Annotated in this window: 14 protein-coding genes; 7 read left to right on the plus strand and 7 right to left on the minus strand. The window is 66.6% G+C overall.

All coding sequences use genetic code 11. The features are described 5' to 3' along the window. Positions 1-159 precede the first annotated feature (159 nt). Together ACODS0_RS06895 and ACODS0_RS06900 are read left to right on the plus strand one after the other, a co-directional pair. Positions 160-603, plus strand: coding sequence for a MerR family DNA-binding transcriptional regulator (locus ACODS0_RS06895; protein ID WP_488833831.1), 444 nt, complete (start codon positions 160-162; stop codon positions 601-603). After that, entirely contained in the window at positions 600-1,058 is a 459-nt protein-coding gene (locus ACODS0_RS06900; protein ID WP_176887660.1) for a PaaI family thioesterase, read from the plus strand. Before ACODS0_RS06895 ends, ACODS0_RS06900 begins: the two co-directional genes overlap by 4 nt. A gap of 29 nt (positions 1,059-1,087) precedes the next feature. Here the strand turns inward: ACODS0_RS06900 and ACODS0_RS06905 are convergent, their stop codons facing one another. From ACODS0_RS06905 to leuA, 3 genes are all read right to left on the minus strand, one after another. Further along, the gene (locus tag ACODS0_RS06905; RefSeq protein ID WP_488833832.1) at positions 1,088-2,188 is read right to left on the minus strand and encodes a 3-deoxy-7-phosphoheptulonate synthase; all 1,101 of its coding nucleotides are present in this window, start codon (positions 2,186-2,188) and stop codon (positions 1,088-1,090) included. Positions 2,189-2,355: 167 nt separating this feature from the next. Continuing rightward, on the minus strand, positions 2,356-2,862 hold the full coding sequence (locus ACODS0_RS06910) for a C40 family peptidase (RefSeq protein ID WP_176887658.1): 507 nt from the start codon (positions 2,860-2,862) through the stop codon (positions 2,356-2,358). Between the two features lie 132 nt (positions 2,863-2,994). Next, complete coding sequence (gene leuA / locus ACODS0_RS06915; RefSeq protein ID WP_488833834.1) at positions 2,995-4,674, minus strand: 2-isopropylmalate synthase; 1,680 nt, start codon at positions 4,672-4,674, stop codon at positions 2,995-2,997. Positions 4,675-5,086: 412 nt separating this feature from the next. Between leuA and ACODS0_RS06920 the strand changes: the two genes are divergently transcribed. Beyond that, positions 5,087-5,449: a YciI family protein gene (locus ACODS0_RS06920; protein WP_055393669.1), complete on the plus strand. Its 363-nt coding sequence runs from the start codon at positions 5,087-5,089 to the stop codon at positions 5,447-5,449. A gap of 19 nt (positions 5,450-5,468) precedes the next feature. On the opposite strand, the gene ACODS0_RS06925 is transcribed toward ACODS0_RS06920, so the two are convergent. From ACODS0_RS06925 to ACODS0_RS06940, 4 genes are all read right to left on the minus strand, one after another. Further along, positions 5,469-7,394: a putative bifunctional diguanylate cyclase/phosphodiesterase gene (locus ACODS0_RS06925; RefSeq protein WP_488833836.1), complete on the minus strand. Its 1,926-nt coding sequence runs from the start codon at positions 7,392-7,394 to the stop codon at positions 5,469-5,471. After that, on the minus strand, positions 7,391-7,936 hold the full coding sequence (locus tag ACODS0_RS06930) for a YfiR family protein (RefSeq protein ID WP_218300712.1): 546 nt from the start codon (positions 7,934-7,936) through the stop codon (positions 7,391-7,393). The genes ACODS0_RS06925 and ACODS0_RS06930 overlap by 4 nt, the downstream gene beginning before the upstream one ends. Before the next feature lie 3 nt (positions 7,937-7,939). Next, on the minus strand, positions 7,940-9,964 hold the full coding sequence (locus ACODS0_RS06935) for a TonB-dependent receptor plug domain-containing protein (RefSeq protein WP_488833837.1): 2,025 nt from the start codon (positions 9,962-9,964) through the stop codon (positions 7,940-7,942). A gap of 190 nt (positions 9,965-10,154) precedes the next feature. Then, on the minus strand, positions 10,155-12,962 hold the full coding sequence (locus ACODS0_RS06940; RefSeq protein WP_488833840.1) for a WG repeat-containing protein: 2,808 nt from the start codon (positions 12,960-12,962) through the stop codon (positions 10,155-10,157). A gap of 236 nt (positions 12,963-13,198) precedes the next feature. Here ACODS0_RS06940 and ACODS0_RS06945 point away from each other — a divergent pair, with 236 nt between their 5' ends. The 4 genes from ACODS0_RS06945 to ACODS0_RS06960 all read left to right on the plus strand — a co-directional run bounded on the left by ACODS0_RS06945 (position 13,199) and on the right by ACODS0_RS06960 (position 15,997). Then, positions 13,199-13,612: a YciI family protein gene (locus tag ACODS0_RS06945; RefSeq protein WP_121508052.1), complete on the plus strand. Its 414-nt coding sequence runs from the start codon at positions 13,199-13,201 to the stop codon at positions 13,610-13,612. A gap of 24 nt (positions 13,613-13,636) precedes the next feature. Then, positions 13,637-14,173: an SRPBCC family protein gene (locus ACODS0_RS06950; protein ID WP_436129466.1), complete on the plus strand. Its 537-nt coding sequence runs from the start codon at positions 13,637-13,639 to the stop codon at positions 14,171-14,173. Positions 14,174-14,244: 71 nt separating this feature from the next. Continuing rightward, positions 14,245-14,652 (plus strand): VOC family protein, encoded by a 408-nt coding sequence (locus tag ACODS0_RS06955; RefSeq protein ID WP_121421735.1) that lies wholly within the window; start codon positions 14,245-14,247, stop codon positions 14,650-14,652. A gap of 46 nt (positions 14,653-14,698) precedes the next feature. Then, positions 14,699-15,997: an RNA polymerase sigma factor gene (locus ACODS0_RS06960; RefSeq protein ID WP_488833844.1), complete on the plus strand. Its 1,299-nt coding sequence runs from the start codon at positions 14,699-14,701 to the stop codon at positions 15,995-15,997. The last annotated feature ends 24 nt before the right edge of the window (positions 15,998-16,021 follow it).

The following is a 16,021-nucleotide window of genomic DNA, read 5'->3' on the forward strand; positions in this document are numbered from 1 at the left end:
TGTAATAAAGCAGCAATGCTACACCGCACAGACCCATGTTGACGCACCGCAGCATGCGGGTTTGCCCCAAAGGGGAAACCGGCCCAGCGACCACGGGCAGCGCGGAAACAGTCGCCAAGGCAACCTTCGCGCAGCATCAGGCTTGCTAGCCTGTGTGCCATGCAGATCTCCGAACTTGCCCGCCAGGCCTCTGTGTCCGTCCACGCCCTGCGCCACTATGAACGGCTGGGGCTGATTCGCCCGCACCGCCGGGCCAACGGATACCGGGACTATCCCGCCAGCATCAAGCGCGAGGTGGTGTTCATCGCCATGTCCCGCCAGCTGGGCTTTGCGCTGCCGCAGATTGCCCGGCGGCTTGACGACTACCGCGCCGGCACGCTGGGTATCGACGACATGGTGCTGGCCCTGCAGGAACGCGTGGCCTTGCTGGAGCAGCAGATCGGCCAGTTGCAGGCCCAAAAGCAGGTGGTGCTCGACCACCAGGCGTGGCTGCAGGCGCAACAGACACGCAAGCGAGAGACCCCCCGCGCCTGGCCGCGCGTGCGGCCCAGCACATCCACCAAGTCCCCCTCCCAAACCCCAACCTCCAGGAAAACGCCATGACTTTGTCTTCGCCATCCCCTTTGCCCACGGCCTCCATCGCCGCATTGCAGGCCTTTGTGCTGGCCATGCCCATGGCCCGCACGCTCGGGCTGCGCTTCGTCCACGCCGAACCGGGCCGGGTCGAGATGGAGATTCCGGTGAGTGAGGCCTTCAGTTTTCGCCCCGGCCAGTTGCAGGCCACGGCTGTGTTTGCCGTGGCCGACTTTGCGGCGGTGGCGGCAGCGGGCAGCGTGTTGCCGCCGGGGTGGACCAATGCCACGGTGGACGCGACCGTGAAACTCGTGGCGCCTGCCCGGGGCGTTTGCCTGCGTGCGCGCGGGCGTGTGGTGGATGCGGGGCGGTTACTCACCGTCTGCGCGTCCGACGTTTTTGCGGTGGACGGGAACGGCCAGGAAACCCTGTGCGCCACGCTTCTGGCCACGGCGCGCAATATCGATCCCGCCGCTGCGCGGTAGGTGGCGGGCCGTCCCGTTCTGCGGTGGGATTACGCCCGCGAGCGCCGCGCCCGCACGGCGGCCGCCAACCCTTCAAGCACCGGCACGGTCTGCGCCAGGCTGATGCAGGCGTCAGTCACCGACACGCCGTGTTGCAGCAGCTGGCCGGGCACGATGTCCTGTCGGCCTTCGTTCAGATGGCTTTCGATCATCAGGCCGGTGATGCGCGCATCACCGGCTGCAATCTGCTCGGCCACTTCTGCCGCCACCGTGATCTGACGCTGGTGCTGCTTGCTGCTGTTGGCATGGCTCACGTCGATCATCACCTGCTCGCGCAGGCCCGCCGCCTTGAGCATGGCGCAGGCAGCATCCACATCGGCAGCGCTGTAGTTAGGCTGCTTGCCGCCGCGCAGGATCACATGGCAGTCCTGGTTGCCGCGCGTCTCAAAAATGGCGGCCTGGCCCATCTTGGTCATGCCCATGAACGCGTGCGATGCCTGCGCGGCCTGGATGGCGTCGCTGGCCACCTTCACGCCGCCATCCGTGCCGTTCTTGAAGCCCACGGGGCACGACAGGCCACTGGCCAGCTGGCGGTGGCTCTGGCTCTCGGTGGTGCGCGCGCCTATCGCGCCCCAGCTCACCAGGTCGCTGATGAACTGTGGCGAGAGCAGGTCCAGAAATTCGGTGCCCACCGGCAGGCCCGTGGCCAGCACATCGAGCAGCAGCTGGCGCGCCAGCTCCAGCCCTTCGTTGATGGCAAAACTTCCATCCAGGTGCGGATCGTTGATGTAGCCCTTCCAGCCCACCGTGGTGCGCGGCTTTTCAAAGTACACGCGCATCACGACGAGCAGATCGGCCTGCAGCGCATCCGCCTGTTGCTTGAGCTGGCGCGCGTAGTCCATGGCCTGGTCGTGGTCGTGGATGGAGCAGGGCCCCACCACCACGATGAGCCGGTCGTCCTGCCCGTGCAGGACGCGTGAGATGGCGGCGCGGCTCGATTCGACCAGCGCCTGCGCCGCATCGGGTGCGGGCAGCCACTCCTGCAGCAACGCAGGCGTAATCAGCGGGCGCACGGCCTTGATGCGCGTGTCATCAATGCGGGTGGTGTCGTGGGTGGAAATGGGGTTGGCGGAGCGGTGTGCGTGGGTCATGGTGGCCCCGATTGTCGCGGAGCCGCCGTTGCCTACTGGTCAAGGAGGTGGTCACACGGCTCGGAACTGGCGCGGCCCAGGCCAGTGACGCAGAGCAAGGGCCGCCCCGCAGCGAGTGCGTCTTCCCCCTCAGGGGGAAGGCGCCGAAGGCGACTCAGGGGGAGCCTCTACGGCCTGCGGAACGCCGCATTCTGCCGCGCCCAATGGCGCGACTGCAGGTGATCCAGCCGCACCGTTCCGCCCGTGGAGGGCGCGTGCACAAAACGCCCTTCCCCCACATAGATGCCCGCATGGTTGGGCTGGCGGCCGGTGCCAAACACCACCAGGTCTCCGGCGCGCAACTCGCCACCGTCGATTCGGTATCCCCAGTTGTTGAGCTGCGCCACCGTGCGCGGCGGCGGTGTGCCGACCTGATTGCGGTACACGTAACCAATCAGCCCGCTGCAGTCGAAACCCGAGTCGGGCGTGTTGCCGCCGTAACGGTACGGCGTGCCCACCAGGCCCAGTGCGTGGATGGCGATGTCGTGTGCCTGCTCGGCGGTCAGGGGCGGCGTGGTGCGGATCGGGGCGGACGAAGAAGAAGACGTCGAAGGCGGCCGTGAGGTGCCACAGCCGCCCAGGGCCAGCAGGGCGGCGGTGCAGGCGGCAAAGGCCAGGCTGTGAAAAACGCGCATGGACCGAAGGGTAACGGATGGAGCCCGGCGCATGCGCTGACCCCGTTCCTGCCTTGGGGATATTGGTCAAAAATGCCGCCAGCGCTTGTGCATCAAGCGTTGGCAGCTATCTTTTTTACAACACTTGGGAGCTCATGCCGTCGCAGTGATTTCGGCCGTCTGGCGCCGCAGCAGCAACCGGTTGGCTACGCTCACGATGGCCTGTACCGACGCCGTCACGATGTTGTGGCTCGCGCCCGCGCCGAAGGTGGAGCCCGCCACGCCGTCCATGGCCGCTTCCACAATCGCCAGCGCCTGGGCGTTGGCGCCCGTGCCGGTGGCGCGCTCTTCATAGTGGTCCACGCGCAGCGGCAGGCCGAGGGCATCCACCGTGGCGGCAATCGGCCCGTTGCCCTGGCCGCGCAAATGCTGGCGCGTGCCGTCGATGGTCACGTCCAGCTCGATGCCCTGCCCGTCTTCATCGAGCTTGTGGCTGTGGCAGGTGATGGCGGCGTGCGCAGGCGCTTTCAGGTACGTGGTCTGGAACAAGTCCCACAGCGCCTCGCCGCTCATCTCGCCCTCGCTCGCGTCCGTCTGCCGTTGCACTACCGCGCTGAATTCGACCTGCATGCGGCGCGGCATCACCACGCCGTGTTCGCGTTCGAGCAGGAAAGCAATGCCGCCCTTGCCCGATTGGCTGTTCACGCGGATCACGCTGTCGTAGGTGCGGCCGAGGTCCGCCGGGTCGATGGGCAGGTACGGCACTTCCCACAAGGCGTTCGGGTCCTGCGCGGCAAAGCCCTTTTTGATCGCATCCTGGTGCGAGCCCGAGAATGCGGTGAACACCAGGTCGCCCGCGTAGGGGTGGCGCGGGTGCACGGGCAGCGAGGTGCATTCCTCGGCAATGCGCGCGACCGAGGTGATGTCCGAGAAGTCGAGGTTGGGGTGCACGCCCTGCGTGTACATGTTGAGCGCCAGCGTCACGATGTCCACATTGCCGCAGCGCTCGCCGTTGCCGAAGAGACAGCCTTCCACGCGGTCGGCGCCGGCCATCATCGCAAGTTCTGCCGCCGCCACGCCGGTGCCCCGGTCGTTGTGCGGGTGCACCGAGAGCGTGATGTGCTCGCGCGGGCTGAGGTGCCGGTCCATCCACTCGATCTGGTCGGCGAACACGTTGGGCGTGGCGTTCTCCACCGTGGTGGGCAGGTTGATGATGATGGGACGGCCGGGGCCCGCGTTCCATGCGGCAATCGCGGTCTGGCAGGCCTTGAGGGAAACGCTGAGCTCGGTGGCGCTGAAGGTTTCGGGTGAATACTGCAAGGTCCACTGCGTTTCGGGCTGTGCATCGGTAAGCTGCTTGAGGTAGCCCACGTGGTGCGCGATGAGCTGCATCACCTGCGTCACGTTCATGCCGAACACGATGCGCCGCCATGCGGGGGCCGTGGCGTTGTAGAGGTGCACGATGGCGCGGGGGGCTCCTTTCACGGCCTCCACGGTGCGCGCAATGAGGTCTTCGCGCGACTGGGTCATGACCATGATGGTCACGTCATCGGGGATGAGGTTCTCGTCGATGAGGCGGCGCACAAAGTCGAAGTCCGTCTGCGATGCTGCCGGAAAACCGACCTCGATCTCCTTGAAGCCGATGCGCACCAGCTCTTCAAAGAGCTTCATCTTGCGCTCGCCGTTCATGGGCTCGAACAAGGCCTGGTTGCCGTCGCGCAAATCGGTGGACAGCCACACGGGCGCGTGGGTGATGCTGCGGGTGGGCCACTGGCGGTCGGTCAACGCGACCGGGGCAATGGGCTGGTACTTGGAGGCGGGTTTGGAAATCATGACAAAGGCTCCACGAACGGTGTGTGCGGTGTGAAAGACACGGTGCACAGGTCAATCGAATCTAGAAACGAATGACATCCCCTGCAGCCCTTTGCATGTGCAAAGGCTGGTTCGCGGGCCGGGGTCAGGGGGAGATCAGGTGTTGCGCTGAGCGGATCAGGCAACGGTGGCGAACGCAGGCAGACCCCGGCCAGGCACTAGGCCTAGCGATAGGGTGGATAGGAGCATGCTGCGTTGCATAGGGGGCAAAGATAGCACAGGCTTGCTGCGGTGCGCAATAATTTTGATGAAAATTGCCGCTAGCGCTTGACGGATAAGCGCTGATAGCTATCAAAATAATAGTTAATACTACTGATAGGATGGCGCCTTTCGCTGCGTGCACTCCCCATCTGTTTCGTCAGGAGATCTTTTCATGGCCTACATGCTGCTCATCATGGAACCCCACGGCCAACGGGCCGAGCGGGGGCTGGCGGGGGGCCAGGAGGCCTATGCGCGCATGCTGCGTTTTGGCGAAGGCCTGCAGGCCCGGGGCCTGCTGCGTGCCTCCGAATCGCTGGCCTCCACCGAGCAGGCCGTGCGCCTGCAGGTGCGCGAAGGCCAGGCCCGCATGGTCGATGGACCTTTTGCCGAGACGAAAGAAATGGTGGGTGGTTTTTACCTGCTCGACTGCGCCACGCGCGAGGAGGCTGTGGCCATTGCCCGTGAATGCCCGGCCGCCGAATGGGCCACTGTCGAGGTGCGCGAAGTGGCGCCGTGTTACCACGGGGCTTTGTGATCCGGGGCGCTGACGCTTTTCACACTCCCCGGCGCGCAGTGCCTTCCTGCAGCTGTGCCTGAAACTCCCCCACTGGCATGGGCCGCGCAAACAGGTAGCCCTGCAGCACATCGCAGCCCTGGCGCACCAGGTAGTCGGCCTGCTCGGGCGTTTCCACCCCTTCGGCTGTGATCTGCAGCCCCAGCCCGTGGGCCAGCGCCACGATGGCGGTGACGATGGTGCGGCTGTGTTCCTGGCCGGGCAGGTCCTCGACAAAGCTGCGGTCGATCTTGAGGCGCCGCATCGGCAACTGCCGCAGGTAGGCCAGGGAGGAGTAGCCGGTGCCAAAGTCGTCAATGGCCAGGTGGATGCCCAGCTGGCTCAGGCGGTGCAGGGTGTGCGCACCGGCCTCCATGTTGTCCATCAGCACGGTTTCGGTGAGTTCGATTTCGAGCAGGTGGGCGGGCAGGCCCTCTTCGCGCAGGATGTCCATCACGCGCTCCAGAAACTGCGGGTCGCCCAACTGCCGTGCCGAGATGTTGACCGACACCCGGAGCGGCCCGCCCGCCTGCCACCGGGCGGCATCGCGGCAGGCCGTGCGCATCACCCAGTAGCCCAGCGGCACGATGAGGCCGCAGTCCTCGGCCACCATCACGGCCTCCAGCGGCGAAACGTTGCCCAGCTCCGCATGCGACCAGCGCAGCAGCGCCTCGGCGCCCACCAGGGCGCGGTCGGTGGCGGCAAAAAGCGGCTGGTAGTGCAGCGCGAGGCCCTCGCCCTGCTGGAGCGCGGCGCGCAGTGCATGCTCGATGGCCTGGCGCCGGACCACCGCCTGGTTCATCGACGCGTCAAACCGCACACAGCGGTTCTTGCCCATTTCCTTGGCGCGGTACATGGCCGTATCGGCATTGCTGACCAGGCCGTCCATGTCGGCCGCATCACCCGGAAAGGTGGCGATGCCAGCGCTGCAGGTCATGGTCATCTGCTGGCCTACTTCGGTGAACGAATGGTGGAAGGTGCCGACAATCCGCTGGCCATAGGTGTTGAGCGCTGCGTCGTCCATGTCCAGCGGCAGGATCACGGCGAACTCGTCGCCCCCCAGGCGCGAGATCGCGTCGGTGCTGCGCACCACGGACTGCAGGCGCCGCGCCACCTGGCGCAGCAAACCATCTCCGGCCGCATGCCCGAAGGTGTCGTTGAGCGTCTTGAAATTGTCGAGATCGATGTACACCAGGGCCACGCGGGTGCCTTGGTCCCGGGCGGCTTCGATCGCTGCGGCCAAGCGTTCATTGAAGGCGTGCCGGTTGCCCGTGCCCGTGACGGCATCGGTATGGGCGAGCGCGTGCAGCCGGTTCTCGGCGTTGCGCACGGCCGCCTGGCTGCGCAGCACCATGGCGGCGGCCATGGCCATCACACACCCGGCAATCAGCAACGCGCTGACAAAACGAATGGCCAGGCGCGAGTACACCGCACGCATGGACTTGCGAAAGTACAGGGTTCCCTCTGCCACGCCCGCCGTTTCAACCGGCCGGGCAATCTCCAGCACGCTCACCCCCGCACGCTCGGTCAACCCGCCCATGCCAGCGGCCGCCAGCGTGGCGGGGAAGCTGTCGCCTGGCCCGCGTGTGTAGTGCGCCAGCAGCAGGCCCTGCGCGTCGTACACCCCGGCGCCCAGCACCATGGGCGACGACTTCAGCGCCGCGAGCATCTCGTTGGCCGTGCGCGCATCTCGGAACATGACAGCGGCCGCAATGTTGTCCGCGACGATGGCGGCCTCCACCCGGCTGTCCTGCAGCATGGACTGGCGCGTGCTCCAGTAGTCCAACCCCGTGAGTGCCAGCACCACCGTCAAAAGCGCCAGGCCCGCCGCCAGGATGCCCGTTACCACCAGCCTGGACGACAGCAGCACGGGCGGCAGCGGTGGCGCCGGGATGGCAATCTGGGGTTCGGGGGCCTGGGTTCTCATCGGTACACCTTGGCCAGCCGCAGCAGTCGGGAGCTGATCGTGAGACCCGCCTTGGCGGCGGCGTCGGGGCTGATGCCGAACACGATACGCCCTTCCTGCTGGGTGAGAGCGATGACGATCTCCGGGTTGACGAAGGTCAGCTCATCCGAGACCGTCAGCACGCCATGGCCCTGAGACAGGGTTCGAAGCGCTCGCAATGCCTGCTCTACGTCTGCGTTTTGCAGGATGAGCACCCTGCAGTCGCGCAGGCTGGCCATCTCCAGCAGCCTGATCCGCACGGTACGGCCTTTGGCGGCCTGTTTGCCTTCCAGGGCGGTCAGGGGGCGCTTGAGTGGACTGAAGGGCGAGACGCAGACGGTCAGTTCGCTGCCCATGGCGCTGTCGTTGTCAGGCCATTCGATGAACTGGATGAAGTTGAAGATATAGGCGGCCTTGAGGTCGGGTTCTTCCACGGGGTTGGTGGCATGCGCCAGGCCGACCAACCCGCCCAGCAAACACAGGCCGAACCACAGTATCTTGCCCAGGTGGATGGCGTTGTACATGGCTCAGAACGCGTAGGTGAGCTTGAGCCGGTAGGTCCGTCCATCCTGCCGGATCGATTCTTCGCGGATCTCGTACGAGGCGGGGTCTGCATGCCGGTGGTTGAACAGGTTGTAGACGCCCATCGACACGTCCACATCCGCAAAGCGTTGTGTGTAGACGAGGTTGGTGACGATGGTCCCCGGCAGGCGTGCGCCCGAACGGGTTGCGCGCGCGCCCACGCCAATGGCCTCCACGGCATATTGGCCCGGCCTGCCAGCGCCTGGCGTTGCCCATGCGCCCAGCGCCAGGGTGTCCGACCACTGGACCTTGAGCAAGTGCCGGGGAGAGTTCGTCAGCGGCTGGGGGGTGCTGGTGTTGCGCGCCTTTTGCCAGCCATAGGCCACACGCAGGCGCGAGCCGCCTTGCCAGCGCTGTTCCACCTCGGCTTCCAGCCCGTGAACGCGCACGCTGCCGGTGTTGCCGAAATTCAGTCTTTCCGCTGCGTTCGCATCGCCCAGCGCGATCAGGTCGGTCACCTGCGACCGGAACGCCGTCAGCAGCATGCGGGTGGCGCCGGTGGGGGCATGTTCGAGGGCCAGCTCTGTGGTGCGCACCTTTTCCGACCGAAGCCCCTCCGAGCTGACGATGCCGCCGGGCAGGTCCACGCGGTAGTCGCGTTCGTAGGCATTGGGGGGCCGGTAGGCCGTGCCGTGCAGCAGCTTGAGGGCGGTAGAGGGGGTCCACCAATACACCAGGCCCAGCCGGGGATGGAAGCTGCCCGCACTGCCGGACTGCTTGCCCCAGCGCAGCCCGGTGTGCAGCGTGAGTGTGGGCGCCAGCGCAAATTCATCCTGCATGTAGATGCCCAGCGCATCGCCCGAGCGGCGGGTGTCCAGGTACTGGGCGGGTGGGTCCAGATCGACGTTGAGCTGCTGGATGCGGGTGTCGCGCCGGTAGTCGATGCCCCAGGCGAGCTTGTGGCGTGCAAACGCCGTGCTGACCCACTGCCAGTCGGTGCCCCACCACTGCCCGGTGCCGACGTCGCGGTTGACCGTGAGGGGTGGGTAGTCGTACACATAGTCGCCCACGAAGCGGTAGCGCCCGGCGTGTACGCGGCCGGTGAGCGCCAGTGAGGACGAAATCTGGTGCGTGGTTTCGGCCGCCAGGCGGGTGGTGGTGTCGATGTAGCGCGAGCGTGGGTCGTTGAAGGCCTGCGAGAACGAAGCCGTGGGCGTGCCCTTGGTGCGCTCGCCATGGGCCAGGGTGAGCGTGAGCCCCTCCCGCTGCATGCGGGCAAACAGCTGCGTGTTGCGGTCGAAATCCAGGCGGTGCGCTACACCATGGTGGGTCTCGGGCGCGTCGAACGCCGAAAAGTACTGATCTGCCCCCCGGCTGCTGGAGCGCGTCACCGCGACGAGCCAGTCGCTGCCCTGGGCATCCACCGTGCCCAGCGAGAAGCGTGCCTTGGCGCTGCCTTGGCTGCCCGCCTCCACGCTGATCTGCGGCCCGGCCAGCTGGCGGCCGTTGCGCGTGATGACATTGACCACGCCAAAGAACGCATTGGCGCCATACACCGCAGAGCCCGGCCCGGGAACGAACTCCACGCGGTCCACCAGGTCCAGGTCGAGCGGGAAATCCGTGCCGATGGTGGCCTGGTCGTAGAGGTTGTCGTTAAAGCGCACGCCGTTGACCAGCAGCAGCACCCGGGTGTTGTAGTCGCCCGGTGTGGCAAAGCCGCGTGTGCCAAGGTAGTGGTAAGAGCGGTCGTACGAGACATACAGCCCGCGCATGCTGCCCAGCACTTCCGCCAGCGTGCGATAGCCAAAAAGCCGGATGTCGTCTGCGGTCACCACGCTCACCACGGCGGGCGCTTCCAGGGCGGTTTGCGCATACCGGCTGGCCGTCCGGACCTCCATCTGCATGAGCTGTTCCAGCGGCAGCTGGGCAATGTCCGCCTGCGCGGCAGCGTGGGATGCAAAGCCACACAGCAGCGCCAGCACCAGCTGCTGTGTCCGCTGGGTTGTATTGGGTTCCGATCCTCTTTGCATGGGTGGTGCACCCGCTGTGGTGAGGGCCCGCGCATGCAGGCCAAGGCGTTCTGGAGGTTCGTGAATCAGTGGGGCGAAAGGTTTACAAAGTGTATCCATCGCCGGGACCGAACAGTCTCTCCGGGGATCGGTAATGACCCCTAGAAAACTGTAAAAAGTGCAGCGGCCGCCCGTGAACCCTTGCCGGAGCTCACTCGACGGGCGTGATGCCCTCACGTGCCGCGTAGGCCAGCCCCACGCGGCGGTACAGGCGGCGCCAGCCGAACACGTACACCACCACCAGGGTGGCTGCAAGCGCCAGCCAGGGGCTCCAGGGGCTGGACGCTACAAAACGCCACGCCCAGTACAGCTCCGCAAAGCCCATCAGTGCGAAGGTGCCCAGCCCGATCCACGGGCCCTCGGCCCGCCAGGCCGCGACCGAGACGAATGCATGGCCCACCAAGGCTGCGAGGCCCAGCAGCAGGTGGGCCACCAGCGCCAGCACTGGCCGCTGCTCGAACCACCCCGCCATCCCCCGGAGGGTGGGGGGCGTGTCTGACTTGGCGGTCAGTGCTGCCTGCATCACAAACGCTGCCAAAAATCCCTTGTGCTGGAGCCTGCGTGCCGTGGTGTCCTGGCCTCGCAGGGCCGAGCCCACCACGCGCCGGGACAACCAGTCGCCCAGGTCGCCACCCGCGCGTGGCGGGTCTTCTTCCTGTGCGTCCGGGGGTAGCTGGGCCATCGCTTCGCGCGCCTGTGCACGCAGGGATTCGGGCACGTGTTCCAGCGCACTGGGGCTGCGGCGCAGCGCGTGCGCACAGACAGCGACGGTGCGCAAGGTCTCGGGCACCTGTTCCAGGTGCCAGCCACCGTCCTGCACGCGGGCGATGCAGGCGTCCTCGCTGAGCATCCCGGCCGGTATTTGCGCAAAGCTCTTCACACCCTGCCGCAGCGCGGTGGCATAGCGTGCGGGTGTCATGAGCCGCCTGGGCACAAAGCGCACGGTGTCTTCATCGGCGGCCAGCGCGGCGTCCACCATGGCGTGGGTGATGTGTTCACGCGGCACATCGGCCAGCGTACGTGGGTGCGACTGCAGCTGTGCCATCAGCGTGGTCTCGTCGGCGGCTTGGGCCTGGGGTGCTGGCTGTGCAGAACGCGCACGTTGCGCCAGCTGCAGCGCATCCACGCTGGGCGCTGCCATCAGCCACAGCTCCCACCATGCGTCGCCATCGCCGGAATCCGCGTGTTGGTACAGCGTGAGCCACTGCTCGCGCGATTCGCGCAGCACTCCGCCATCACCGGGCAGGGGTCTGGCCAGCGGCGAGGCCCAGGCCTGGGTGTGGTCGCCGCTGCGGTGCCAGGGGGCGGCGTGTTCGGGGTCCGGGTCGGCCGGGCCAAAGCGCGCTGACAGGCGCTGCACCATGGCCTCGCGGGCTTCGTTCACCGCGCGGTGGAGGTCGGCAGACAGGAATTCATACGGGCCGTTGTGCGAATCGCTCAGGTAGGCGCGCATGACCCGGCGCACGACCACGGTGCGGTCGGCCTGCACCTGGTCTGGGTCGTCCGCATCTTCCTCATCGTCGGTGCCGTCATCGTCCTTTTCCGTGCCCGCGCGGTCAGCTTGCAGCATGTCGCCCGCAGCCAGTTGGTGCAGGCGTGTCTCGGCCTGGGCCAGCAGGCGGCTGGCCAGGGGCACGATGCCGTCGAGCGTGTCCAGGCCTTCCAGGTGGTCGGTCAGGGGGGCATGGAAAAAGGGCCGGGGCGGCCAGCAGTTCTCGCGCACGCCGCTGCGCCACAGGGGCGCACCTTCGGCGCCGAGCAAGGCCACCTGCTGGCCGTCATAGTGCGCGCGCCAGACCACAACCCCTTCGCCGTCGATGTACGCCAGCTGACCATCGCGGGTGAGGAACGGCACCAGCGGGGTATCGGGCGTATTGCCCACCAGCCAGCCATCGCCGTTGGTCAGCGGCTCCAGCAGATGCGCCGGTGCCGGCACGAAACGGCCATCGGGATGCAGCAGGCCCCAGGTGGCGCAGGCCGACGGACCTTGCGCGGCGGTGCGCACCACGGCAAAGCCGCTCTCGGCAGAAAAGTCCGAGCCATAGCTCAGGCGCGGGCCGGGCAAGGGCTTGCCTTCGGCCGTGAGAAAACCCGTGCCGTCGTAGCTGTTGGCCACCACGCCGCAGACCATGCGCCGAGACAGGTGGCGGCCACCCTTGACCACCACCTTGCCCCGGGCGTCGAGATAGCCGTGGCCGTTGTCCCAGGCGTTGGGTTCGTCAAAATAGGCCAGGCCATCGCTGTTGAAAGCGTCGATGCTGGGGTAATGCGGCTTCAGCACCCAATCGCCCCGGGCATTGATCAGCCCGTAGCGTTCTCCATCGAGCGATGCGGCCGTGGTGGGGGACTCGCCAAACGGCTTGGCATCGCGAAAGCGGGGTTCAACCACCCAGCGGCCCGCGCGGTCCACAAAGCCCCGGGTGCGCTGGTTGCTATCCTTTTTCCACAGCGTGGCGCGGGCCAGGCCGTTCGCGCCGAACAGGCCCAGTTCATGAAAAACTTCGTCGCTGGTGGGCTGGCCCTCGCGGTCGATGGGGCGCCATGCATCCTGGCCCACCTGCACGGCACTCACCCCGTTGCGGAATGGGTGGGCGTTGTCGAAGGTCGGGGGGATGACCACCGCACCCGCCAGGTCCACAAAGCCCCAGCGGCCCCCGTCGCAAAAGCGCGCCAGTCCGTCTTCTGAAAAGTTGCGTGCGTTCTGCAGCGCGGGCGGCACGCGCCAGCAGCCTTCACCATCGATATAGCCCCACAGCGAGTTGTCGGCCTGGGCAGCGCTGACCCAGCCGCCGCGCCCGTCGGCGTTGAAGCGCAATACCGCCTTCAAGCCTTCTGGTGGCACCACGGCCCGCCCGGGGTGGACGATGACCAGGGCCGGGGTCTGGCAGCTGGGTTCCAGCGGAATGCTGGCCAGCCAGGGAGGGGCAGGTTCGGTGGTGATGTCGCTGTCTTCGTTCATTGTGCTCGGGGGCTCTCCGCGCGGCATCCTACCGAGGGTGTCTGGCCGGGCGCGTAACCATTTGCACGCCTTGGCAAATGCCCCACACCTTGGGCTGCACCTGACACCTTGGCGACTTTTTTCTACGTAGTTACCCTGATTTTTTGAACCGTCCTGTCGATCTGCCCGGCCTTCGTTCGTCGTGCAGGTGAAGGTCCACCAACGGGCCCTCAACCCATCACTTTCAGGAGAACCCCATGCGATTCATGATCATCGTCAAAGCCACTGCCGAATCCGAACAAGGCTGCATGCCCAGCGCCGCCCTGATGGCCGAGATGGCCCGCTACCACGAAGAACTGGCCCATGCGGGCGTGCTGCTGGACGGCAGCGGCCTCAAGCCCAGCGCGCAGGGCTGGCGTGTGCGCTACACCGCCAGCGGCCGCACCGTGACCGACGGGCCGTTCACCGAAACCAAGGAACTCATCGCCGGCTACACCCTGATCCAGGTGCGCAGCAAGGGCGAGGCGCTGGAATGGACGCGCCGCTTTCCCAATCCGCGGGGTGAGGGGCTCGATGCCGAGATCGAAGTGCGCCAGCTCTTTGAGATGGAGGACTTTGCCGGCGTCGAAGGCGTGGAGAAATTCCACGACCTCGAAGCGATGCGCGGCTGAAACCAACCGGGAGGACCCTCTACCATGATCAAGACCATTGCCCTTGTGCTGCTGGCGGCGCTGGGACTTTTCCTGGCGTTTGCTGCCACCCGCCCCGACACCTTCCGCGTGGAGCGCAGCCGCGTCATCTCCGCCCCGCCCGAGCGTGTGTACGGCCTCATCCACGACCTGCGCCAGTTCAACACCTGGAACCCGTACGAACGCAAGGATCCCGCCGCCAAGGGCGAGTACAGCGCCAACACCATCGGCCCCGGCGCGCGCTATGCGTGGCAGGGCGACAAGGTGGGCACCGGCAGCATGGAGATCGTCGATGCCACGGCCCCGGCGCGCGTGGCAATGAAGCTCGACTTTGTGGCCCCGTTCGAAGCCCACAACCAGGTCGAGTTCACGCTGCAGCCCGAAGGGGCAGGCACCACCCGCGTCACCTGGGCCATGCATGGCCCTGTGCCCTACCTGGCCAAGATTGCGCACCTGGTTTTCAACATGGACCGCATGGTGGGCCAGGACTTTGAAGACGGCCTGGTCAACCTGCAGGCTGTGGTGCAAAAGCCTGCCGGCTGAGCCCCATCCCCTGTTGCGCTTTGCAAAACCTTTCGTTTCGCTTTACCTTCCTTACTCCTCAGGAGCACCTCATGCACCAACAAATCTTCGTGAACCTGCCCATCGAGAACATGGCCCGCTCGCAGGCGTTCTTCCGCGCACTGGGCTATGACTTCAACCCCCAGTTCACCAACGACCAGGGTGCCTGCCTGGTGGTGGGCGAAAACCTCTTCGTGATGCTGCTGGTCAAGGACTTCTACCAGACCTTCACCAGCAAGACGATTGCCGATGCGCGCACCACCTCCGAGGTGCTGGTGTGCTTCTCTTGCCAAAGCCGTGCAGAAGTCGATGCGCTGGTGGACAAGGCCGTGGCTGCGGGCGGCACCACCCCCCGCCCTGCGCAGGACCTGGGCTTCATGTACTCGCGCAGCTTTGACGACCTGGATGGGCACACCTGGGAGTTTGTGCACATGGTGGACGCCAGCAAGGCGCTGGGATGAGAACGTGTGAATGAATGCGCCGGATTCATTCACACCTTTTGATCGCGTGAAACCCTCTACCCTTCCCGACCGCGATGCCCTGCACCGCACCATCGACTCGGTGTGGCGTATCGAGGCCGCGCGCATCATCGCCAGCGTTGCGCGCATGACGCGGGACGTGGGCCGGGCCGAGGAACTGGCGCAGGACGCGCTGGTGGCCGCGCTGGAGCACTGGCCTACCACCGGCCTGCCCGCCAATCCGGCGGCGTGGCTGATGACCACGGCCAAGCGCCGCGCCATCGACCACCTTCGCCAGCAGGCGCTGCACACGCGCGAGAACGAAGCCCTGGGCCACGACCTCGAAGCGCTCGAAGCGCAGTACGCGCCCGACGTGGTGGAGACCCTGATGCACGTACAGCAGGATGACATTGGTGACGACCTGCTGCGCCTCATCTTCACCGCCTGCCACCCCGTGCTGCCCACCGAGGCGCGTGTGGCGCTCACCTTGCGGCTGTTGGGCGGGCTCACCACGGCTGAGATCGCACGCGCGTTTCTCGTGCCCGAGCCCACCGTGGCCCAGCGCATTGTTCGCGCCAAGCGAAGCCTGTCTGCGGCCCACGTTCCGTTTGAAGTGCCCGGCCCTGCGGAGCGCGCGCCGCGACTGGCCTCGGTGCTGGAGGTGATCTACCTCATCTTCAACGAAGGTTATGCCGCCACGGCGGGGGATGACTGGATGCGCCCCGCTTTGTGTGGCGAGGCGCAGCGACTGGTGCGCGTGCTGGCCAGCCTGGTGCCCGATGAGCCCGAGGTGCAGGGGCTGGTGGCACTGCTCGAAATCCAGGCCTCGCGCCTGCCCGCACGCACCAACGCACAGGGCCAGCCCGTGCTGCTGATGGACCAGGACCGTGCGCGCTGGGACCACCTGCTGGTGCGCCGGGGGCTGGCCGCCCTCGACAAGGCCGAGCAGCTGGCATGCGTGGGCCATGCCTGGGGGCCCTATGCGCTGCAGGGTGCGATTGCGGCCTGCCATGCGCGCGCGCACCGCGCCCAAGACACCGACTGGCACCACATCGTGGCGCTGTATGACGCACTGCTGCAGGTGGCGCCCTCGCCTGTGGTCGCTCTCAATCGCGCCGTGTCGGTGGGCATGGCCCTGGGTCCGGCCGCAGCACTGGCCCTGGTGGATGAACTGGCCGCAGAACCCAGCCTGCGCCACTACCACTGGCTGCCCAGTGTGCGGGGCGACCTGCTGGCCAAGCTGGGGCGCCAGACGGAAGCTTGTGCAGAGTTTGAACGGGCCGCCAGCCTGACGCGCAATGCGCAGGAAAAGGCCTTGCTGCTGGCGCGAGCGCGAGCGCGAGCGTGATGGACATGACTTCCAGCCGGCGCG

The organism is Acidovorax sp. FG60, assembly GCF_057808995.1.